Genomic DNA, 21,476 nt, shown 5'->3' on the forward strand with positions numbered 1-21,476 from the left:
CCATGCGCAAGCTCACCGTCCGACACGAGAGCTGGCCCATCGCGGGGAGCTTCACCATCTCCCGGGGCTCGAAGACGAGCGCGGAGGTGGTGGTCGTCACCCTGGAGGAAGGCGGCGCCGTGGGCCGCGGCGAGTGTGTCCCCTATGCCCGCTATGGCGAGACGGTGCCGGGCGTCATGGAGGCGCTGGAGGCCGCCCGGGCGCGCATCGAGGGCGGGCTCTGCCGGGAGGAGGTCCCCGAGGTGCTCGAGCCCAAGGCCGCGCGCAACGCGCTGGACTGTGCGCTGTGGGATTTGGAGGCGAAGCGGACCGGCAGGCCCGTCTGGGCGCTGTTGGGGATGCCCGAGCCCCGGCCGCTCGTCACCGCGTACACGCTGAGCCTGGACACGGCGGAGGCCATGGGCCGGGCCGCCGTGAAGTCCGCGCACCGGCCGCTGCTCAAGGTGAAGCTCGGGCGTGGGAGCACGGAGGACCTGGAGCGCCTCGAGGCCATCCGCGAGGGAGCGCCGGCCAGCCGGCTCATCGTGGACGCCAACGAGGGGTGGAGCCCCGCGGAGCTGCCGGGCCTGCTGGATGCGTGCGCGAAGCTGGGTGTGGTGATGGTGGAGCAGCCCCTGCCCGCCTCGGACGACGAGGCCCTGCGAGGGCTGGGGCGTCCGGTGGCGGTGTGCGCCGACGAGTCCGCGCATGACCGGCACGGGCTGGCGGCGCTCGTGGGCAAGTACGACGCGCTCAACATCAAGCTCGACAAGACGGGAGGGCTCACCGAAGCCCTGGCCCTGGCCCGGGACGCGCGAGGGCACGGGCTGCAGCTCATGGTGGGCTGCATGGTGGCCACGTCCCTGTCCATGGCCCCCGCGGCCCTGGTGGCCCAGGACGCGGAGGTGGTGGACCTGGACGGCCCCCTGCTGCTGGCGAAGGACCGCGAGCCGGGCCTCCACTTCGAGGGGAACACCCTGTTCTGGCCGCCCCGAGCGTTGTGGGGCTGAAGCACCAGCCGGGGCTTCGTCGTCCCGATGGCACCCGACGACAAGGGCCTCTTGCCCTGGGCGGGCCGGAAGCACAGCATGCGCGGCCACCGTGTCCGTGAACGCCACCCGCCCGAGTCCCCACCACACGTATACCGAGCGCCGCGCCGCCGCCCAGGCGGAGCTGTCCGTCCTGGACCGCATCAGCGCCCGCTACGCCAACCTGCGCACCGTGGCGGTCCTCGCCGCGGCCATCATCTCGGGCCTCATCCTCACCGGCCGACTGCCCAAGACGTGGTGGTGGGGCGCGCTCGGCTTCGTCGTCGTCTTCATCATTCTCGCGGTGCTCCACCACCAGGTGTTCCGCCGCGAGGAGCGCCAGCGGCTCTACGTGACGCTCAATGAGCGGGGACTGGCGCGCCTGGGACACGGCTGGCACGAGTTCACCGAGCAGGGTGAGCGCTTCGCCTCCCCCGCCCACCTGTACACGCCGGACCTGGACGTCTTCGGACAGGGCAGCCTGTTCCAGCTCCTCAATGAGACGGCCACTCGCGCCGGCGAGGAGCGGCTCGCCGCGTGGCTGTCGTCCCCTGCTCCGCTGGAGGTCGTCGAGGCCCGACAGGGCGCCGCCCAGGAGCTGGCCCCGCGCGTGGACTTCCGGCAGGACCTCTGCGTGGACGCGCGCACGGTGGCCAAGGAGAAGGCGGACCCCGCGCTCTTCATCCAGTGGGCGGAAGCCGGCTCCTCGCTCGACTCCATCCGCTGGTCCCGCCCGCTGGCGGTGGTGCTGCCCTTCGTGACGCTCGCGCTCTTCATCCTGGGCGAGGTGGGCGTGATTCCCGGCTCAGCCGTCTGGGCGGGCCTCATCGCGCAGCTCGCGCTGGCGGCGGCCACCCGCAAGACGCTCAAGCGGATGGACGACAACGTGGAGAAGGGCGAGCGGGGCTTCGCGCGGTATGCCCCCCTCTTCGAGCGCATCGAGGGCCAGCGCTTCGAGCATCCCCTGCTGCGCCAGCTCCAGGCAGGCCTCCAGCAGCAGGGCGAGCCGCCGGTGTCCACGCACTTCCGGCGCTTCAGTCAGCTCTTCTCGCTCATCGAGTTCAAGCGGCACCAGTTCCACCCGCTGGTTCACTGGCTCACCCTCTGGGACATCCACGCGCTGTTCGCGCTGGAGCGATGGCGCGAGAAGCACGGCACGCGCGTGCGGCACTGGTTCGAGGCGCTCGCGGAGCTGGAGGCGCTGTCCTGCGTCGCCGGGCTCGCGCATGACCGCCCCGCCTTCGCGTGGCCCTCGCTGGTCAAAGAGGGGCCTATCGTCGAGGCGACGAAGCTGGGCCACCCGCTGCTGGACGCGCCCGTGCCCAACGACGTGTCCCTGCCCGGGCCCGCGCACGCGTTGCTCATCACCGGCTCCAACATGAGCGGGAAGACGACGCTGATGCGCGCGGTGGGCGCCAACGTGGTGCTGGCGCTCGCCGGAGCGCCCGTGGCCGCCGCGTCGTTCCGCCTGTCACCGCTGCATGTGCTCACCAGCATGCGGGTGAAGGACTCGCTGGAGCGCGGCGTCTCCTACTTCTACGCGGAGGTGCAGCGCATCAAGGCCGTGCTGGACGCGGCGCGCGCGGCGAACGGGCAGGCCCTGTTCCTGCTCGACGAAATCCTGCTCGGCACCAACACGCGGGAGCGCCAGCTCGCCTCGCGCGAGGTGCTGCGCCTGTTGCTCGCCACGGGGGCCAGCGGCGCGGTGACGACGCATGACCTGTCGCTGACCTCGCTCGCCGAGGAGACCACCCACGCGAAGGTCCGCAACGTCCACTTCCGGGACCACCTGGAGGAGGGACAGATGGTGTTCGACTACACGCTGCGCGAGGGCGTGGTGGACACCACCAACGCGCTGCGCGTGCTGCGGCTCGCCGGTGTCCCCGTGGACGACCCGGAGGCGCCCACGCCCCGCGCGTAGCGCATACCGAGGAGCACCCGACCACCGCGACGTCGGGCCTCGCGGCACGACGACGCCTCCTCCTTGCGCTCGGCGGCCCCATGCCCGACCGCCACGTCGAGGTATCGACGCCACCGCGCCAGCGATGTCCGGCTCGGAAACCAACGGCCCGGGGGTGCAGACCTCCAGAGCCCACGAGCGCCCTCGGGCACTCGACGCGGGGCTCCCGAGAAACCAGCCTGGAAATGAAAACGGGCCCCGGGAAGCGCTTCCCCGGGGCCCGTGAACTTTCGAAGTCGAAGCGGCGACTACTTCGCCAGCTCGATGAGCGCCGCGGCGCCCATGCCGCCACCGATGCACATGGTGACGACGCCGTAGCGGCCGTTGCGGCGCTTGAGCTCGCGCAGAATCGTCGCGACCAGACGCGCACCGGACACGCCCAGCGGGTGACCCAGGGCGATGGCGCCGCCGTTCGGGTTCACCTTGTCCATGGGGATGCCCAGTTCACGGATGCAGTACAGCGCCTGCGGAGCGAAGGCCTCGTTCAGCTCGAAGACGTCGATGTCCTTCACCTCGAGCTTGTTCTTCGCCAGGAGCTTGCGCACCGCGGGCACGGGGCCGATGCCCATGACCTCCGGAGGCACGCCCGCGACGGCGAAGTCCACGAAGTAGCCCAGCGGCTTGACGCCCAGCTCCTTCGCCTTCTCCTCGCTCATCACCACCGCCGCCGCCGCGCCGTCCGTCAGCGGCGACGCGTTGCCGGCCGTCACCACGCCCTTGGCGTTGAACGCCGGGCGCAGCTTGCCCAGGCCCTCGGCCGTCGTCTCCGGACGCAGGATGGTGTCCACCGACACCGTCACCGTCTGCGCCTTGCCGTCCTCGTCGTAGACAGTGGTGGTGACCGGGACGATCTCCTCGGAGAACTTCCCCGTCTCCCGCGCGGCGGCCGCGCGGCGCTGGCTCTCCGCGGCGAACTTGTCGGAGTCCTCACGCGACACGTTGTGACGCGAGGCGATGTTCTCCGCCGTCACACCCATGGAGCTGTAGATCTCCGGGTGGTTCGCCATGATGTCCGGGTTGGCGCTGACCTTGTTGCCGCCCATGGGCACCATCGTCATGGACTCGGTGCCACCCCCGATGCCCACCTGGATGTGGCCCGCCTGGATGGCCGCGGCAATCTGCGCGATGGCCTGCGTCCCGGAGGAACAGAAGCGGTTGATGGTCATCGCGGCAACCTCCACCGGAAGACCCGCCAGCAGCGTGGCCTGACGCGCCACGTTCATGCCCTGCTCGGCCTCCGGCATGGCACAGCCCAGGACGACGTCCTCCACGTCCGACGGCTTCAGGCCGGGGACCTGGGCCACGGCCTCCTTGATGGCGGCGGCCGCCAGCGTATCCGGCCGCGTGTCCTTGAACTCTCCCTTGTGCGCGCGGGTGAACGGCGTGCGGACCGCGCTGGCAATCACGACTCGACCAGGCATCTTGATGTCTCCTTGCCCGGGTCACACCCGGGCATGCAGCGAAATTTATGTCGTAGCCAATGAGTACCGGCCGGCCGTCAATTCCGCAGCGGCTTGCCCTTTTCGATCATGAACGTCAGGCGGTCCTGGGTCTTCTCCTCGCCGCACAGGCTCAGGAAGGCCTCGGCCTCCAGCTCGAGCAGCTTCTCCTCGGTGACCAGCGTCGAGGTGCTGGTGTCGCCACCGGTGAGCACGCGCGCCAGCTTCTGACCAATCTTGCGGTCGTGCGCGCTGACCTGCCCGTTCATCTCCATGTCGTACAGCATCATGTCGATGGTGGCGTAGCCGCTGGGGCCGCCCAGCCGGAAGCGCGAGGGACGCGGCGCGCGGAAGCCCGCGTCCGCCATGCCCAGCACGCGCGCCTTCGCGTCCGACAGCAGGAAGTCGCGGTTGGCGCTGATGCCGTCCGCGTGCGTGAGGAAGCCCGCCTCGCGCGCCTCTTCCGCGCTGGTGGCGACCTTCGCCGTGCCGATGGACAGGAACACCTTCTTGAGGAAGGGGAACGGATCGAAGTCCTTGTCCGTGGAGTACGGGCCGTAGACGTTGCGCAAGAGCTGCATGTTGCCGCCGCCGCCGGGGATGAGGCCCACGCCCACCTCGACGAGGCCCATGTACAGCTCGGCGCTCGCCTGCACCGCGTTGCCGCCCATCGTCACCTCGGCGCCGCCGCCGAGCGCGAGGTTGAACGGCGCCGTCACCACCGGCACCGGGCTGTAGCGCATGCGCTGGTTGGCCGCCTGGAACGACGTCACCAGCTTGCGGATGTCCTCGTACTGGCCGCTCTTCGCCGCCCACACCAGCGCGACGATGTTGGCGCCCGCGGAGAAGTTGGCGCCGTCGTTGCCAATCACGAGGCCCTTGAAGTTCTTCTCCGTCTCGTCCAGCGCCGTGTGCATCATCTCGATGATCTGGTCATCGATGGAGTTCATCTTCGTGTGGAACTCCAGCAGCGTGGCGCCGTCGCCCAGGTCCCACAGGGTGGCGGAGTCGTTGCCGGCGACCTTCTTGTTGCCGCGCTTGAGGTACTCCACGCGCTGGGTGCGCGCGTTCTCCGGCACCACCTTCACGGACTTCGTGGGGATGTCCCAGTACGTGTCCTTGCCGCCCTCCACGCCGTAGAAGGACTCACGGCCCGCGGCCAGCATGTCCTCCACCCACCCGGCGGGCTTCAGGCCCAGCTCCTTCATCCGCGCGACGCCCTTCTTCACGCCGTACGCGTCCCAGACCTCGAAGGGGCCCAGGTCCCAACCGAAGCCCCAGCGCACGCCGCGGTCCACGTTGACCACGTCGTCGGCGATCTCCGGGATGCGGCGGCTGGTGTACGCGAGCACGTCCAGCGTCACCTGCTCGGCGAACTTCGCGGCCTTGTCCGTGCCGTTCATGACGACGGCGACGCGCTCCTTGACGTTCTCCACCTCGCGGGCGGCGCCCAGCGACTCGAAGCGCACCTTGCCCTGCGCGCGGTACTCGAGCGTCTTCAGGTCGAGCGCGAGGATTTCCTTCCCGCCGGAGCTCTTGTCCTTCTTGTAGAAGCCGCCGCCGCTCTTGTCGCCCAGCATCCCCTTCTCCACCATCTTCTGGAGGAAGCCGGGGATGGCGAAGACCTCACGCTCCTCGTCCTGGGTCAGCGTGTCGTAACAGTTCTTCGACACGTGGACGAAGGTGTCCAGACCGACGATGTCCGCGGTGCGGAACACGGCCGACTTGGGGCGCCCCATGGCCGGGCCGAAGATCTTGTCCACCTCCTCGATGGACAGTTCCGCGGGGCCCATGGCGGCGATGGTGCGCATCATCCCGTACACGCCGATGCGGTTCGCGATGAAGTTGGTGGTGTCCTTGCCGTAGACGATGCCCTTGCCGAGCACCTCTTCGCCAAAGCGGTGGATGGCCTTCATCACCGCCGGGTCCGTGTCCTTGCCGGCCACGAGCTCCAGGAGCTTCATGTAGCGGACCGGGTTGAAGAAGTGCGTGACGAGGAAGTTCTTCTTGAAGGCCTCGCCCCGGCCCTCCGTCATCCCGACAATCGACATGCCGGAGGTGTTCGAGGAGATGATGGCGTCCTTGCGGGCGTGCTGCTCCACCTTGGCGAAGAGCGCCTGCTTGACGGCCAGGTCCTCCTTCACCACCTCGATGACCCAGTCGCACTCGGAGATGCGCTGCAGGTCGTCGTCGAAGTTGCCCACCTCGATGGCGGTGAACACCTGCTCGGACATGATGGGGCTGGGCTTCTGCTTGCGCATGTTGGCCAGCGCCCCGAGGGCGAACTTATTGCGGAAGGCCTTGGTCGAGGTGTCCTCGCCCGGTGCGGCCTTCGGCGGAACGATGTCCAGGAGGAGCGCGCGCACGCCCGAGTTGGCCAGATGGGCGGCAATGCCGCTGCCCATCACTCCGGCGCCCAGCACAGCTACCTTGCGGATCCGCGTCGTCATTGGGGAAGGCTCCCTTGCTCTCATGGGATGGAGGGGACTGCACAAATGTAGGCGATTGACCCGAAAGTCAATCGCTTCGGCGGGTGGGAGCACTCGCCACCCGGCGCGCCAAGGACTACAAACCGGACCTCCATGGCTCGCCCCGACCCGCACTCGTACAACGACAGCACGCAGCCCGAGACGGAAACCCTGGACTGGAAGGCCCGCGTCGACTTCCGCACGCGAAGGCTGCACGCCGAGGCCACCCTGACGCTGAAGGAAGCGTCCGCCGGTCCCCTCGACCTGGACACCCGGGATTTGGAGATTCTCAGAGTCGTAGACGGCAATGGTCGCCCCTTGCCCTACATGCTCGCGCCGCCGGAGCCGATTCTGGGGAGCCGGCTGCGGGTGGAGCTGCCCCAGGGGGTGCGCCAGCTGACGGTGCAGTACCGCACGTCCCCCACCGCGAGCGCGCTGCAGTGGCTGACGCCCTCGCAGACGGCGGGCGGGCAGCACCCGTTCCTCTACAGCCAGTGCCAGGCCATCCACGCGCGCAGCCTGGTGCCGCTGCAGGACACGCCGCGCATCCGCATCCGCTACCGGGCGTCGCTGCGCGTGCCCAAGGCGCTCAAGGCCGTGATGGCCGCGAGCTTCGTTGGCCGCGAGGAGCACGGCGTGGAGGCGGAGGAGCACTACGAGATGCCGCAGCCGGTGCCTCCGTACCTGCTCGCCTTCGCGGTGGGCAGCCTGGCGCCGAAGGAGCTGGGGCCGCGCTCGCGGGTGTGGGCGGAGCCGGAGCTGCTCGAGGACGCGGCGGAGGAGTTCTCCGGCGTGGACGACATGCTGCGCGCCGCCGAGTCGCTCTTCGGGCCGTACGACTGGGAGCGCTTCGATTTGCTCACCATGCCTCCGTCGTTCCCGTACGGCGGCATGGAGAACCCGCGGCTGACGTTCCTCACGCCCACGCTGATTGCCGGCGACAAGAGCCTGGTGAACGTGGTGGCGCACGAGCTGGCGCACTCGTGGACGGGCAACCTGGTGACGAACGCGTCCGCGGAGCACTTCTGGCTCAACGAGGGCTTCACCGTGTTCGCCGAGCGCCGCATCCTGGAGGCGCTCGCGGGCAAGGAGGTCGCCGCGCTGCACGGGGCGCTGGGGCGAAGGGCGCTGGAAGAGGCGATGCACCACTTCCGCGAGCACCCGCACCTGACGGCGCTGCGCACGCACCTGACGGGCGTGGACCCGGACGAGGCCTTCTCCCAGATTCCGTACGAGAAGGGCTACCTGTTCCTGCGCGCGCTGGAGGACGCGGTGGGCCGCGAGACGTTCGACGGCTTCCTGCGCCGCTACCTGGCCACCTACCGCTTCCGCGCGCTCACCACCGAGGAGTTCATCGCCTTCACCGAGCGCGAGCTGCCCGGGGCGCTGGCCAAGGTGGACGCGGACGCGTACCTGCAGCGGCCCGGCATCCCCGGCGGCGCGCCCTCCCCTCGCTCCAGCCGGCTGGAGACGCTCTTGCGCCTGCGCGGCACCGTGCCGTCGAAGGACGTGGTGAAGGACTGGACGCCCGCGGAGTGGCAGCTCTTCCTGGAGTGGCTGCCGTCGGACGCGCCGCGCGACCTGTTCCGCCAGCTGGACGAGCGCTTCGAGCTGACCCAGAGCCGCAACTCGGAGGTGCTGGTGGCGTGGCTGGTGGCGGCCCTGCGCGCGGGCTGGGAGCCGGCGGTGGCGCGCACCGAGGTCTTTCTGGGCGAGGTGGGCCGCATGAAGTACCTCAAGCCCCTGTACGGCGTGCTCAGCGCTTCACGCGAGCACAAGCCGCTGGCGCGCTCGCTCTTCCAGAAGAACGCGGAGCGCTACCACCCCATCGCCCGGCAGGGTGTGGAGCTCATCCTCTCCCGCGCCTGAGGAAGGCGCGGGCAGGAGGACGACGGACTACTTCGCCGACTGCGCCTTCAGGCGCTTCTCGGAGAGGTCCAGGTACTTCTCGTCCATGTCGATGCCCACGTAGCGGCGGCCCAGCTTGAGGGCCGCCACACCGGTGGTGCCGCTGCCGTTGAAGGGGTCCAGGATGAGCGCGTCCTCGGGGGTGCTCGCCTCGATGATGCGCTCGAGCAGGGCCACGGGCTTCTGCGTGGGGTGGCTGCCGTGGGCCTTCTCCTCACCGCCGCGCGGGACGGTGAGCGTCCACAGCCGACCCTCGCCGTCGTCCGTCACTTCCGCGTCGCCGGAGGGCGGCAGCACCCACGCGTCGCGCATCTGCTTGCCGCCGTTGTCCGACTTCATCTTCTTGTAGTTGAAGATGTGCTGCAGCTTGCCGCCCGACTTCGGCGAGGCCCAGATGAGCAGCTCCGTCGAGTGGGTGAAGTAGCGGCAGGCCAGGTTCGGACTGGCGTTGGGCTTGAACCAGGTGACGGTGTTGAGCAGCTTGTAGCCGAGCTTCTGCATGGCGAAGCCGGCGTTGAAGATGACGTGCTGGGTGCCGCTGACCCAGAGCGTGCCGGTGGGCTTGAGCAGCCGCTGGCAGGCCTCCAGCCACGCCGTGGTGAAGGCGTGGTCCTCCTCCACCCCGCGCGACACGTCCCAGTTGCCCTTCTTCACCGCGACGCGCTTGCCACCCTTGCAGGTGGTGCCGCCATTGGAGAGGAAGTACGGCGGGTCGGCGAAAATCATGTCGAAGGTCTGGGGCTCGAACTGCTTGAGGAGCTCCAGGCTGTCCCCGTGCAGGAGCGTCCAGGCGTCGCCCTTCGCGTGCACGCTCTCGTTGAGGGAGCGCCGGACAATCTTCAGGTCAGGGGCAGCAGCTTCAGCCAACATCACGCCTCCGTCGGACTCTTCGTCGTGGGACGCGGCGGAATGTGCGGTGACTTGAGTGCTACGTCTAATTTCTGGCCTGTAGCACCCTGAAATTTGACCCGGGGGGCTTGCCGTGGAAACGACTCGAGCAGGGCGGGAGCGCCTCCAGTGAGGCCCTCCGACACCCTGCTCGACGGTGCTGCGAATGGCTGTCACGCGGCGAGCGCGTGACGGCTCGAATCAGGCCTTGGCCTTCTTGCCCTTGGCGACCGGGACGGCGATGGCGCCCTCGCCAGCGGCGGTCTCCGTGGGGTTCGAGCCGTACTTCTTGCGGAAGCGGTCGATGCGGCCGGCCGTGTCCACGAGCTTGTACTTGCCCGTGAAGAAGGGGTGGCAGTTCGAGCAGATTTCCACCGAGAACGAGCCGCGGGTGGAGTGGGTCTCGACGACGTTGCCACACGCGCAGGTGATGCGGGACGGCGGATAGACGGGGTGCATTTCCGGCTTCATGACGCTCTCCAGGGTGCCTTGCCCCCAGCCGCCCACGGCAGGGAGGTCCGGCACTGTAATGGCCGGCGCTTATAACGGCGCGCCGACCGGGGCACAAGACCAGCGCGGCTCAGTGGGCCGCCGAGCCCGGGGGCTCGACACGTTCCACCGCCTTCTGGACGACCGGATCCGCCGGTACGTCACTGCCGAGCTGGATGTACGACAATAGATGCGTCCGGGCCGAAGGCGTTGCGCCGCCCGCCACCGTCTTCTCCAGGGACTGGCGCCGGGCCTCCAGGCTGGCGACCGTGGACTCGAGCGCCCGCTTCTGCGCCTCGTCCTTCATCTGGGCCAGCCGCTCCTTCGCCCGGGCGAGGTTCGTCTCGACGATGCGGAGGCTGTCGCGGGTGCGCTCGCGCTCGGAGACGTCCACGAAGCGACCGGGCCCGTCGATGGACAGCTCCAGCTTCGCGACCTGGCGGCCCCGCTCGCCCGGGGGCACCACGGTGGTCAATCCCACGCGCTGGGCGATGCCAGCGCCCCGACCCTCGTGCGACTGCACCACGAAGTCCACGCCCTCCAGCTCACCGGCGAGCCCGAGCAGGTCGTTGTAGGGCACGGCGGCCAGGAGGATGACCAGGTCCACCTTCTGCTCCCGCAGCGCCTTCACCTCGGCCATGACGGAGGGGAGCACGGGCAGCCCCTGCCGCTTGACGGCCGTGGCCTTGCCCTGGGCGAAGGGCTCCATGGGCTCCGGCTGCGCGGTGGCCGGCGACGCGCCCACCAGGCCGACCTTGAGCCCGCCCACCTGCGTCACCAGCGACGCGGAAAACAGCAGCTTGCCCTGCGCGTCCACGAGGTTCGCGGACAGGAGCTTCATCTTCGACTTGCGCGACTGCTTGCGCAGGAAGTCCACACCCAGCGACAAGTCGCGCGTGCCCACGGCCATGGCGGTGGTGCCCTGCGCGCTCATCTGCGCGAACACCAGCTCGGCGCGCGCGCGCGCATCCGGGGACTCACCGCTGTCCCGGCTCTTGAAGAGCGCGTTGCCCGCGTCCAACACGAGGACCGGCACGCCCTTGGCGCGCTCCTTCTCTATCGTGACTTTTCTTCTGGCCAGACCGCCAGACGGGTTGTGTCGTCAACCACAGGGGGCGACTTCGCCCCCGTTGTCTCCAGTGAAGAGGAGCACGAGCTGCTTGGGCGCGGCCCCCGCGACGAGCGGGAACAGCAGGGCGGCCAGCAGGGCGAGCCCGGGCAGGCGGAGGCTCACTTCTTGGCCCCCTTCTTCGCGGGCGTCTTCGCCTTGTCCAGCTCCGCGATGCGGTCCTTGGCCGTCTTGGCGGCGCCGGACTTGGGGTAGCTCTTCACCAGCTCCTCGAGCGCCATGCGCGACTCGTCCTTCATCTTGAGCTGGGCGAAGCACTCGGAGGAGCGCAGGTACGCATCCGGCGCGGAGGGCGTCTTCGGGTGGTCCTGCACCACCTTGCCGTACTCGAAGAGGGCCTCGCGGCACTTGGACTCGGAGAAGTACGTCTCTCCCAGGCCGTAGTGGGCCTCGCCGACGAGCGCGTCCTTGGACCACTTCTTCATCAGCTCGGTGAAGAGCTGGCGCGCCACGAGCAGCTCGCCGGCCTTGGCGCGCTCCTGCGCGAGCGCGAGGAAGTCCTTGGGGTTGGTGGGGCGCTGGAGCTCCTCGGCCTTCTTCTTGGCCTCGGCCTCCTTCACGGCGGCGGCGCCCTGCATGGCGAGCAGCTTCTGGTCCTGGGCGCCGAGCGCCGTCTCCAGCTCGGTGATTTTGTGGAGGTAGGTCTCCACCTGCCCGCGCAGCTGGGACAGGTCCTCCATCGTCTTCTGGAGCTGGATGCCGATGTCCGCGTCCTTGCGGCGCGCGGCGGTGTCCAGGCCGTCCAGGGCCTTGGTGACCTCGGCGACCTTCTCGTCGATCTTCGGCAGGACGATGGCGAGCTGGGCGCGCGCCTCCTTCAACTCCGTCTGCATCTGCGCGGAGTCGGTGCCGAGCCGGTCGACCTTCGCCTCGAGGGCGCGGCCGCGATCAGCGGGATAGAAACAGCCAGGGAGCGCCACCAGCAGCGCGAACAGGACGAGCCTTCGCATGGGGCCGGCATCTTAGGGCCAAATCGGCGCGTCGTCCGGACTTCTCGCCAAGGGGGCGGCTAGCGGGGCCCGCCCAGGGGCTCCAGGCGGCCAGCCGCGTGCGCGCACGCCACCCGCAGGCGGCTGGGGTTGAGGAAGAAGGGCACCGGGCGGGCGCGGCCCTCCTCCAGGGCGACCAGGGCCCGGCGGTACTCGGAGACCGCCTCGAGGGGGCGGCGGCACTGCTCCAACAACAGGGCCAGCAGGTAGCGGGCGGCCGCATGGTCGGGGTCCAACTGGAGGCACTGGCGCAAGTCCCGCTCCGCCACCGCGTCCGACACGCCCGACGCGGCGCCGTCGAGCACGCAGGCGAAGAGCAGGTCGGCCTCGGCGAACGCGGGGGCCAGGGGTGGGGCCTCGAGCGGGGCCGCCGACGCGGAGGGCGCCGCGCCCCGGGGTGTCCCCCTGGGCGGTCCCAACGGGACAGGGGTGGAGGGGCTCCGCGTCACCTCCACGGGGACGAAGCGCTCGGCTTCACCGCGGACGTGGAAGAACGCCGACTCCGTGCGGACCACGCGCAGGGTGGGCGGCACCTGGAGCAGCGGCTCCGAGGACGACAGCACCAGCGTGCCCCCGGGCGCGAGGCTCTCCGCGAGCGTGGCGACGGTCCGGTGGAAGGACTCCACCGTGAAGTAGATGAGGACGTTGCGGCAGAAGATGACGTCGAAGCCGCGCTCGGCCGGGGCCCGGGGATAGGGCACGTCCATCAGGTTGTGGACCTGGAAGCTGGCCCGCTCGCGAAGCCCGCCCATCAGCGCCAGGCGCGAGCCCGTCGACACGAAGTAGCGCTCCCGGAGCGCGGGCGGCACCCGACGCAGCTGCTCCGTGGAGAAGGAGAGTCCTCGCGCGCGCCGCAGCGCCGCCTCCGAGATGTCCGTGCCCAGCACGGTGCTCCCGGGGCTCGCGCCCGCCTCGGCCAGCAGCACCAACAGCGTGGCCACCTCCTCGCCCGTCGAGCACCCCGCGCTCCACACCCGCAGGGGCCCTCCCCTCGCCCGCTCCACCAGCGGCGCCAGCACGTGCTCGCGGAAGTCGGTGAGCTGCACCTCGTCGCGGAAGAGGTCGGTCTTGTTCACCACCACCGCGGAGATGAGCCCCTCGAGCTCCGCCGCGCCGGTGGGGGACTTGAGGAACGCCAGGTACTGGTGCGGCGTCAGCCCGCGACACCGCTCCGCCAGCCGGTCATCCAGCCGACGAATCTGGGGGCCGCTCAAGGCCATGCCCGTACGCGCCGTGAGGAAGGCCCGCACGAAAGCCCATGGCGCGCTCGGAGCACGCACCGCCAGCTCAGCGCCCCACGGCCAGCGACTCGCCCCGGGCCAGTCGCGACAGCGTCGCCGCGACCTCGTCGCCGTGGATGAGGTGGTCCACCGCCTTGCGCTCCACCGCCGCGCCCGGCATGCCGAACACCACGCAGGACTCCTCGTTCTGCGCCAGCGTGAGCCCACCGGCCTGACGGATGGCCAGGAGCCCCTCCGCGCCGTCCGCGCCCATGCCCGTCAGCACCAGGCCCACCGCGCGCCGGCCGTAGGTCCTCGCCGCGCTCTCCAGCAGCGTCGTCCCGGAGGGCATGTGCCCGTCGCGCTCCACGCCCGCCTTGAGCGCCACCCGACCCCGGAAGGGAATCATGGTGTGCTGCCCCGGCGGCGCGATGAGCACGTGGCCCGGCATCAACGGCTCACCATCCTGTGCCAGCCGCACCTTCAGCCGGCTGGTGTTGCCCAGCCACCCCGCCAGCGACTCGGCGAAGGCGGCGTTGATGTGCTGCACGATGACGATGGGCGCGGGGAAGTCCGACGGCAGCTCGGACAACATCCTGCACAGCACCTGCGGCCCGCCCGTGCTCGCGGCCACCACCACCACGCCCATGGACACGGCGGGCAGCACGGACGTCGTCACGCGGGGCGGGGTGATGCCCTTCTGGGGACGGCGCAGGTGGCGGATGACGCGCACCGAGGAGAGCAGTCTTATCTCCCGCACCAGGTTCCAGGCCTCGGGGCCGGCGTCGATGGCGGGCTTGATTTGCAGCGCGAGCGCGCCCAGTTCCAGCGCCCGGTACGTCAGCTCCGGCGCCTGCGAGCGCGGGTCCGCCGTCAGCACCAGGATGGGCGTGGGGCACTCGGCCATGATGTGCTCGGTGGCCGTCAACCCATCCATGACGGGCATGTCCACGTCCATGGTGATGACGTGGGGCCGCAGCTCCTTGGTCATCTCCACGGCCTGCTTGCCGTCCGCGCACGAGCCGACGACCTCGATGTCGGGGTCCTTGCTCAGCGCCTCGCAGATGAGCTGTCGGCAGATGAGTGAGTCATCGACCACCAGCACCGACACTTTCTTGCCCATGCCCTGTCCATACCCCGTGCGCGAGGCGCCGAGTATAGCCAATGCTCCGGCCTGTCCTCAGGAGGTTGAGCGGGGGCCCTCAGGACAACAGTCGTCCCACCACATCCACCAGGTCCTGGCGCACCAGGTCCCCCTTGGTGACGTAGGCGTCCGCCCCCGCCGCCAGCCCACGCCGCCGGTCCTCCTCTCCACCACGGGTGGTGAGGATGACGACGGGCAGCCTCGGCTGGGCGGAAAGTTCCTTCAGCCGGCGGGTCAGCTCCAGGCCGTCCATGCCCGGCATCTCCAGGTCGGTCACCACCAGGTCCACCGGGGCGCCCTCCAGGACGTCCAGCGCGTCCGCCCCGTCGGCAGCCATGACGGTGTCGTAGCCCACCGCCTCCAGGAGGTTGGAGATGAGCTCCCGGGTGAGGGGGGAGTCGTCCACGACGAGGATGCGCCGGCGACGCGACTCCGTCCCGGGGGCCGACGAACGGGGCAGCTTCAGCGGGGACGTCCCGTGGGCACTGGCGGTGAGGTAGGCCGCCGACAGCACCATGGCGAGTCGACCATCCGCCAGGGACGTGGCGCCCGTGAGGTGGCCGAAGCGGGCCAGCACGCCGCGCAGGGGGAGGATGGCCTGGACGCGCTCCTCGAGCACCCGGTCCACGACGACGGCCGCGGCGCCGCTCTGGCTGCGGACCACGAGGACGAGCTCTCCCTCGCGGACCTCCCTCTCCGCGGACAGGCCGAGGAGCGCGCCGAGCGACGCCAGGGGCAGCACCCTCCCCTCCACGAGCAGCGCGGGCCGGCCCGCCACCTCGCACAGGTGCAGGGGCTCCACCTTGAGGGCGCGCGAGACGTGGGTGGCGCTCAAGGCGAGCGTCTCCGTGCCCACCTGGACGAAGAGCAGCGGCGCCACGGTGAGGGACACGGGGACGCGCAGCTCGAAGATGGTGCCCCAGCCGGGCGCCGATTCGACGCCGACGTCGCCGCCCAGGCCCTGGATGGAGGCGCGCACGGCGTCCAGTCCCACGCCCCGACCTGACAGGTCCGTGACGACCTCTCGGGAGGTGAAGCCCGCCAGGAAGATGAGCTCGCGGGTGGCGGCGTCGGACAGGGCGTTGGCGGCGCTCTCGTCGAGGACGCCCCGGCGCACGGCCACTCGGCGCAGCTCCACGGGGTCCAGTCCCATGCCGTCGTCCTCGACGCGCAGGATGATGCGGCTGCCCTCGCGCGCGGCGCGCAGGGTGAGACAGCCCCTGGGGTGCTTGCCGGAGGTGACGCGGTCCACCCGGGTCTCCAGGCCGTGGTCCAGGGCGTTGCGCACCAGGTGCATCAGCGGCTCTCGCAGCGCCTCCACCACCGCCCGGTCCGCGCGGGTGTCCTCGCCGTCGACGACGAGCTCCACCTCCTTGCCCAGCGTGCGCGACAGGTCCCGCACCATGCGCGGATAGGGCTCGAAGAGGACGGACAGGGGGAGCATGCGCAGCCCCTGCACCTCTTCGACGACCATCCCCAGGTCGCGGAGTTCTTCGTTGGAGAGCAGCTTGGACTCGCGATGGAGGTCCGCGGCCAGTTCCTTGGCGGTGCCGAGCCGGGCCACCAGCGCGGCGGCGGCGGGGCCCAGGTCCTCGGCTTCCCGGGCGAGTTTTCCGAGCTCCCGAGCCAGGGCCAGGCGGCGGGCGTTGGCGCGCTCACGGCGACGGGCGACCTGGGCCAGGTTCGTCACCGCGCTGGTCAACAGGTCCAGGCTGGCCACGTCGATGCGCACCGCGTCCATGCGCATCTCGGGCTGACGGGGCGTCGGGGAGGGCCCCTGCCCTGGCGCGGCCACACGAGGGCCCGGGACGGGGGTGGGCGCGTGCGCCGCGCCAGTCGTTCCCATGGAAGGGCGGGCGGGGCTTGCCTCGGGGCGAGGCGCGGAGGGCCAGCCGCGATTCTGGGAGACGGTCGAGATGCCGCCCGTGGGCAGTGGGGCGCTACCGCGGAGTGGAGGTTCCGCGGGAGACACCGTGGACACGCGGGTCATCCCCGGCCCCGAGATTCGCCAGAGAGGGTTGCCACCGGGCGAGGAGCGCGCTCCGGTTCGAGCAGTCCCATCGGCGACGGATGCCTCGCTCCGAGGAGGAGCATCGGGAGCACGCGCACCGCTCGTGGCAAGCACTTCGGGGGCAGCCCCTTCGGACCGGAACGAAGCCTCGGACGCACGCGCACCGCTGCGAGCGGAAAGCTCGCGAGCAGTCCCCTCACTCCGGGACGAGACCTCAAGAGCACGAGCCTCGTTGAAGGAGCGCTCATCGCGGGCGGACGCCTCACCACGAGGCGCCTCGTTGGGAGCGCGCGCAGCGCCTTGGGCAGGAGCACCGCTCCGTGCGTCCCTCTCATTTCGGAACGAGGAATGAGGAGCAGGAGCCGCACCGCCGAAATCGCCCACCCCGCCCGCTGACCGCGCCAACGACTCGGCCCCGTCGATGCGCACGCTCGAAGGAGAACCCGCGCCCGCTCCCGTCGGAGCGTCCCGCGTCTCCGCGCGGGTACACGCCTGGAGCCAGCCCACGAGCCGCACCACCTCGGGCGAGGACGCCGCGCCCGGCTGTGCACCCGAGAGCAGCAGCACCGCGTCAGCGGCGCTCAGGAGCGCGTCCGCCGAATCCGCGGACAAGGCATAGCGCCGGGGCTCCACGCAGCGGACGAGCTCCTCCATCTCGTGCACCAGCACGTTGATGTCGTCGAAGCCCATCATCCGGGCCTCACCCTTGAGCCCGTGCAACTCGCGCAGCGCCCCCCGCCCCGCGTCCGGGCTCGCTCCCGCCTCCAGTTCCATGAGCGCCCGGTTGATGCGCTCCAGGCGCACCGTCACCAGGTCCCGGAACTGCCTGAGCAGGCGCTCGCTCGGGTTCACCCGCCCTCCTCCCCTCGCAGCGTCTCCTGTCCAATCTGGAAGCGCTCCACCACCTCACTCAAGTCCCTCGCCAGCACGAGCAGGTCCGTGTTGGCGGTGCTCACCTGCTTGGTGGCGTTGAGGCTCTGCTGGGTGATGCGCAGGATGTCCGCCATCGTCTCCGCGAGCTGGTCGGTGCCCGTCTGCTGCTGCTGCGTGGCCAACGAGATGCTCCGCACCGCGTCCGACGTCTTCCCCGCGAGCTTCGTGATCTGCCGCAGTGACTCCGACACCTGCTGCGCCAGCGTGGTGCCGGACTCCACCGCGCGCACGCCGCCCTCCGTCGCGGACACCGCCGCGGCCGAGGCCTCGCGCACCTCCTCGATGAGCCCCTCGATCTCCTTCGTGGACTCGAGCACGTTCTCCGCGAGCCGACGCATCTCCGCGGCCACCAGCGAGAAGCCCCGCCCCACCTCCGCCGCCTTCGTCCCCTCCAGCTCCGCGTTCAGCGCCAGCAGGTCGGACTTGTCCGCCACGCCGTTGATGAACTCGACGATCTTGCCAATCTGCTGCACGCGCTTGTTGAGCCGCACCACCGAGGACGCGATGGCGACGTTGTCCTGCTTCATGCGCTCCATCGAGCCCAGGAACGACTCCGCGCTGCGCTGTCCCTGCTGCGCCGCGCCCAACGTGCGCTGCGCGATCTGCGCCACCGAGCCCGCGTTCTCGGCAATCTGCCGCGCCGAGCGCGCCAGCTCCTCCGTCGTCGCGCTCGTCTGGTCCAGGGAGCTCGCCTGCTCCGACGCGCCCACCTCGTAGCGCCCGGAGGTGGTGAGGATCTCCTCCGTCGTCGCCGAAATCTGCGCCCCGGCGCGCTGCAACTGGGACATCACGTCCGCCAGGTGCGCTCGCATGGTGGTGAAGGCCGCGGACACATCCCAGATTTCATCCTCCGTCGGCACCACGCGAGGGCTCGCCAGGTCGCCCTCGGCGATTCGCCGCGCCTCGCTCGACAACTCCCGCAGGGGCCGGCCCAGCAGCGTGCCTCCCAGGTACGCGGTGGTGAGCGCCAGCGCGAAGACGAGCAACACCAACGGCCCGCCCGACATGAGCGCCTCCACGCGAAGCCTCGAAGCCAGCTCCGCGCTCGGCGCCGCGTGCGCCACGAGCTGCCGCAGCGCCCGCTCCCCCAGCGCCGAGGAGAGCTGCACGGACAACACCGCCGGCGTCACCACGGAGATGAAGGCGAACGCCACCAGCCGCGCCCGAATCTCCGCCCGCCTCGGCATCGCCGCGATGAGCTGACCGTGCGTCATGCCCAGCTCCGCCAGCCACAGCACCACCTTGCGCGAGCGCAGGATGACCAGGCAGTGCACGAGCAGCGCGGTCAGCGGACCGAACAACAGCCCCAACCCGGCGATGCGCCGCGCCGCGTCCGCGTCCACGCCCGCCGTCCGCCACACCGCGAAGCCCAGCAAGGGCGTGGTGAACAGCCACAGCCCCAGCGAGCGCAGGAACGCCTCGTCCGGCCAGCGCGTCACCTCCGTCACCGCGGCCTTCAAGACCTCCGGCGTCGGGGACACGCGGCCCACCTCCAACGCCCGCACCGTCCGCAGCCGTTGGATCGATACCAGTGCGCCCAGGGCAATCGCCACCGTGCCCATCCCACAGGCCCACCGGACGAACAGCCCCATGCGCCCCACCATCCCCGGCGCGTCGGAGAGCGTGAGCCACGCGTAGTGCAGCCCGAACACCACGCCGACCAGGTTGGTCAGCGGCACGGGCAGCATCAGGTGACGGGTGAAGGAGATCCGATTGGCACCCTCGCGCGGGCTCATGCGTCCTCCCTGGCCGCCACGTGGAAGCGCTCCACCACGCGCTTCAAATCCCTCGCCAGCGTGGACAGGTCCGCGTTGGCCACCGCCATCTGCTTGGTGGCCGCCGCGTTCTGCTCGGTGACGCGCAGGATGTCCCCCATCGCCGCGGCGAGCTGGTCCGTGCCCGTCTGCTGCTGCTGCGTGGCCAGCGAGATGCTGCGCACCGCGTGGGACGTCTGCCGCGCCAGCTCCAGGATGAGGCTCAGGCTCTCGTCCACCTCGGCCGCCAGCACCGTGCCCGCGTCCATGGCCTTCAGCCCCGCCTCCGTGGCCATCACCGCCGCGTTCGTCGCGTCGCGTATCTCCTCGATGAGGCCCTCAATCTCCTTCGTGGAGCGGATGACGTTCTCCGCGAGCCTGCGCATCTCCGCCGCCACCAGCGAGAAGCCCCGGCCCACCTCGCCCGCCTTCGTCCCCTCCAGCTCCGCGTTGAGCGCCAGCAGGTCCGACTTGTCGGCAATCTCGTTGATGAACTCCACCACCTTGCCAATCTGTTGCACGCGCTTGTTGAGCCGCACCACCGCGTCCGCGATGGCCTGGTTGTCCTGCTTCATGCGCTGCATGGCGCCCAGGAAGGCGGCCGCGCCGCGCTGGCCCGTCTGCGCGGCGGAGAACGTCGACTCGGCGATGGTGGACACCGACTCCGCGTTGCCCGCGATTTGCTGCGCCGAGCGCGCCAGCTCCTCCGTCGTCGCGCTCGTCACGTTGAGCGAGCTGGCCTGCTCGTCGGCGCCCGCCTCCTGCTCGCCGGACGTCGCCACCAGCTGCTCGGTGGTGGTCGATATCTGCAGGCCCGCGCGCCGCAGCTGGGTGAGCGCCTGGCCGAGCTGCGCCTGCATCTGCGCGAACGCCGCCGAGGTGGCCCACACCTCGTCCTCCGCGGGGATGACGCGCGGGGGCCGCAAATCGCCCTGGGCGATGCGCGTGGCCTCCTCGGTGATGGCGCGCAGGGGACCCGCGATGACGGTGCCTCCCAGGTGCGCCGTCAGGAGCACCAGCACCGCCACCAGCCCCGCGACGACCAGCCCCCGCTCGTCGTCCGCCCGTCGGACGGCCACGTCGCGCTCCAAGGGCGACGTCGCTCGCACCACCTCGTCCATGGCCCGCGAGGTGCCCGTGACGGTGGCGTCGAGGATGAAGAGCGAGGGGGTGAGCACCGCGATGGCGGTGAAGAGCACCATGTGCCGGCGCATGTGCAGCCGACGCGGGGGCGCCGCGGCCACCACGTCCAGCGGCGACAGCCCCCGGGCCGCCACCAGCTCCACCGCCCGGCGGCAGCGGCGAATCACCAGCAGGTAGATGAGCAGCGCCGTCAACGAGCCCAGCGACGCGCCCACCAACACGATGCGCGGCGCGAGCCCCAGCGACGCGTCCGCCCAGGGGATGAAGATGAACGCCACCACCAGCGCGCCCAGCAACCAGCTGCGCAGCGCGAAGGAGAAGACCCTGTCGGGGAACGCCCGCGCCTCCAGCAGCGCCTGCCGCAGGTGCTCGGCGGAGGCGGGCAGTGCCCCCTCCCCCACCGCGTGCAGCACCCGCAGCGAGCGCCGCGCGTTGAGCCGCACCAGCCACAAGGACAGCGCCGTCACCACCACCACCAGCCCCAGGAAGCGCAGCCACGCCTCCCGCGGCAGCGCATCCGTCAGCAGCCCGTGCAAGAGCGCCAGACAGATGCCCACCGTGCTCGCCGGCATCACCGGCCGCGCCACCCAGAGCGCCAGGCCCCGCACGTCCGAAGGCCCCGTCACGCCGCGCCTCCCATGAGCCGCCTCAGGAAGCGCTCGAAGTCCGCCAACCCCAGCAGGGGCCACAGCTCCCCACGCGCCAGCACGAAGCCTCGCAGGCTGCCTCCCGAGGCGCGCACCGCCACCAGCGGCGCGGGCAAGAGCGGATGCGCCTCCGCGTCGATTTCGAGCGCGTCCACGCCCACCGCCCCGCCCGACGTCGCCACCAGCACGCGCGAGGCGCCCGCCGACGCGCGGAAGGCCAGACGGGCCGAGGCCGCGTCCTCCTTCCCCGGCGAGGTGATGGAGAGCACCTCATGGGCCAGGAACGCGAGCCGATGCGGGCCCGCGTGACACAACAACATGCCCCGCACGGGGCCTGCTGGAGCCAT

At 70.6% G+C, this 21,476-nt stretch carries 16 protein-coding genes; 3 read left to right on the forward strand and 13 right to left on the reverse strand.

Going from position 1 to position 21,476, the window contains the following annotated elements:
• The first annotated feature begins 2 nt into the window (after positions 1-2).
• Positions 3-989 carry an N-acetyl-D-Glu racemase DgcA gene (gene dgcA / locus LXT21_RS02290; RefSeq protein ID WP_254036429.1) on the forward strand — a complete coding sequence of 329 codons (987 nt, stop codon included), beginning with the start codon at positions 3-5 and terminating at the stop codon, positions 987-989.
• 91 nt (positions 990-1,080) lie between these two features.
• Complete coding sequence (locus tag LXT21_RS02295) at positions 1,081-2,928, forward strand: MutS-related protein (protein WP_254036430.1); 1,848 nt, start codon at positions 1,081-1,083, stop codon at positions 2,926-2,928.
• Between the two features lie 287 nt (positions 2,929-3,215).
• On the opposite strand, the gene LXT21_RS02300 is transcribed toward LXT21_RS02295, so the two are convergent.
• Both LXT21_RS02300 and LXT21_RS02305 read right to left on the reverse strand, forming a co-directional pair.
• A complete protein-coding gene (locus LXT21_RS02300; RefSeq protein WP_254036431.1) occupies positions 3,216-4,388 on the reverse strand; it encodes a thiolase family protein in 1,173 nt (390 codons plus the stop codon).
• Positions 4,389-4,465: 77 nt separating this feature from the next.
• A complete protein-coding gene (locus tag LXT21_RS02305) occupies positions 4,466-6,856 on the reverse strand; it encodes a 3-hydroxyacyl-CoA dehydrogenase/enoyl-CoA hydratase family protein (protein WP_254036432.1) in 2,391 nt (796 codons plus the stop codon).
• A gap of 132 nt (positions 6,857-6,988) precedes the next feature.
• Between LXT21_RS02305 and LXT21_RS02310 the strand changes: the two genes are divergently transcribed.
• The gene (locus LXT21_RS02310) at positions 6,989-8,743 is read left to right on the forward strand and encodes a M1 family metallopeptidase (protein ID WP_254036433.1); all 1,755 of its coding nucleotides are present in this window, start codon (positions 6,989-6,991) and stop codon (positions 8,741-8,743) included.
• 27 nt (positions 8,744-8,770) lie between these two features.
• Here the strand turns inward: LXT21_RS02310 and LXT21_RS02315 are convergent, their stop codons facing one another.
• The 11 genes from LXT21_RS02315 to LXT21_RS02360 form a co-directional block, all read right to left on the reverse strand.
• Entirely contained in the window at positions 8,771-9,652 is an 882-nt protein-coding gene (locus LXT21_RS02315) for a DNA-methyltransferase (RefSeq protein ID WP_254036919.1), read from the reverse strand.
• Positions 9,653-9,871: 219 nt separating this feature from the next.
• Complete coding sequence (gene rpmE, locus LXT21_RS02320; protein WP_254036434.1) at positions 9,872-10,141, reverse strand: 50S ribosomal protein L31; 270 nt, start codon at positions 10,139-10,141, stop codon at positions 9,872-9,874.
• Positions 10,142-10,250: 109 nt separating this feature from the next.
• Positions 10,251-11,195 carry a bifunctional UDP-sugar hydrolase/5'-nucleotidase gene (locus LXT21_RS02325; protein WP_254036435.1) on the reverse strand — a complete coding sequence of 315 codons (945 nt, stop codon included), beginning with the start codon at positions 11,193-11,195 and terminating at the stop codon, positions 10,251-10,253.
• A 66-nt stretch (positions 11,196-11,261) separates the two neighbouring features.
• Positions 11,262-11,393 carry a hypothetical protein gene (locus LXT21_RS44745; protein WP_255316141.1) on the reverse strand — a complete coding sequence of 44 codons (132 nt, stop codon included), beginning with the start codon at positions 11,391-11,393 and terminating at the stop codon, positions 11,262-11,264.
• The gene (locus LXT21_RS02330; RefSeq protein WP_254036436.1) at positions 11,390-12,238 is read right to left on the reverse strand and encodes a tetratricopeptide repeat protein; all 849 of its coding nucleotides are present in this window, start codon (positions 12,236-12,238) and stop codon (positions 11,390-11,392) included. The genes LXT21_RS44745 and LXT21_RS02330 overlap by 4 nt, the downstream gene beginning before the upstream one ends.
• Positions 12,239-12,297: 59 nt before the next feature.
• Positions 12,298-13,497, reverse strand: a complete 1,200-nt coding sequence (locus LXT21_RS02335) for a CheR family methyltransferase (RefSeq protein WP_254036920.1) — start codon at positions 13,495-13,497, stop codon at positions 12,298-12,300.
• Between the two features lie 67 nt (positions 13,498-13,564).
• Positions 13,565-14,620 (reverse strand): chemotaxis-specific protein-glutamate methyltransferase CheB, encoded by a 1,056-nt coding sequence (gene cheB, locus LXT21_RS02340; protein WP_254036437.1) that lies wholly within the window; start codon positions 14,618-14,620, stop codon positions 13,565-13,567.
• Positions 14,621-14,699: 79 nt separating this feature from the next.
• Positions 14,700-17,504, reverse strand: coding sequence for a response regulator (locus tag LXT21_RS02345; protein ID WP_254036438.1), 2,805 nt, complete (start codon positions 17,502-17,504; stop codon positions 14,700-14,702).
• Positions 17,501-19,321: a methyl-accepting chemotaxis protein gene (locus tag LXT21_RS02350; protein ID WP_254036439.1), complete on the reverse strand. Its 1,821-nt coding sequence runs from the start codon at positions 19,319-19,321 to the stop codon at positions 17,501-17,503. Before LXT21_RS02350 ends, LXT21_RS02345 begins: the two co-directional genes overlap by 4 nt.
• Positions 19,318-21,108, reverse strand: a complete 1,791-nt coding sequence (locus tag LXT21_RS02355) for a methyl-accepting chemotaxis protein (RefSeq protein WP_254036440.1) — start codon at positions 21,106-21,108, stop codon at positions 19,318-19,320. The genes LXT21_RS02350 and LXT21_RS02355 overlap by 4 nt, the downstream gene beginning before the upstream one ends.
• A complete protein-coding gene (locus LXT21_RS02360; protein ID WP_254036441.1) occupies positions 21,105-21,476 on the reverse strand; it encodes a protein CrdC in 372 nt (123 codons plus the stop codon). The genes LXT21_RS02355 and LXT21_RS02360 overlap by 4 nt, the downstream gene beginning before the upstream one ends.

The sequence above is a fragment of the Myxococcus guangdongensis genome (genome assembly GCF_024198255.1).
Taxonomy (GTDB): Bacteria; Myxococcota; Myxococcia; order Myxococcales; family Myxococcaceae; genus Myxococcus; species Myxococcus guangdongensis.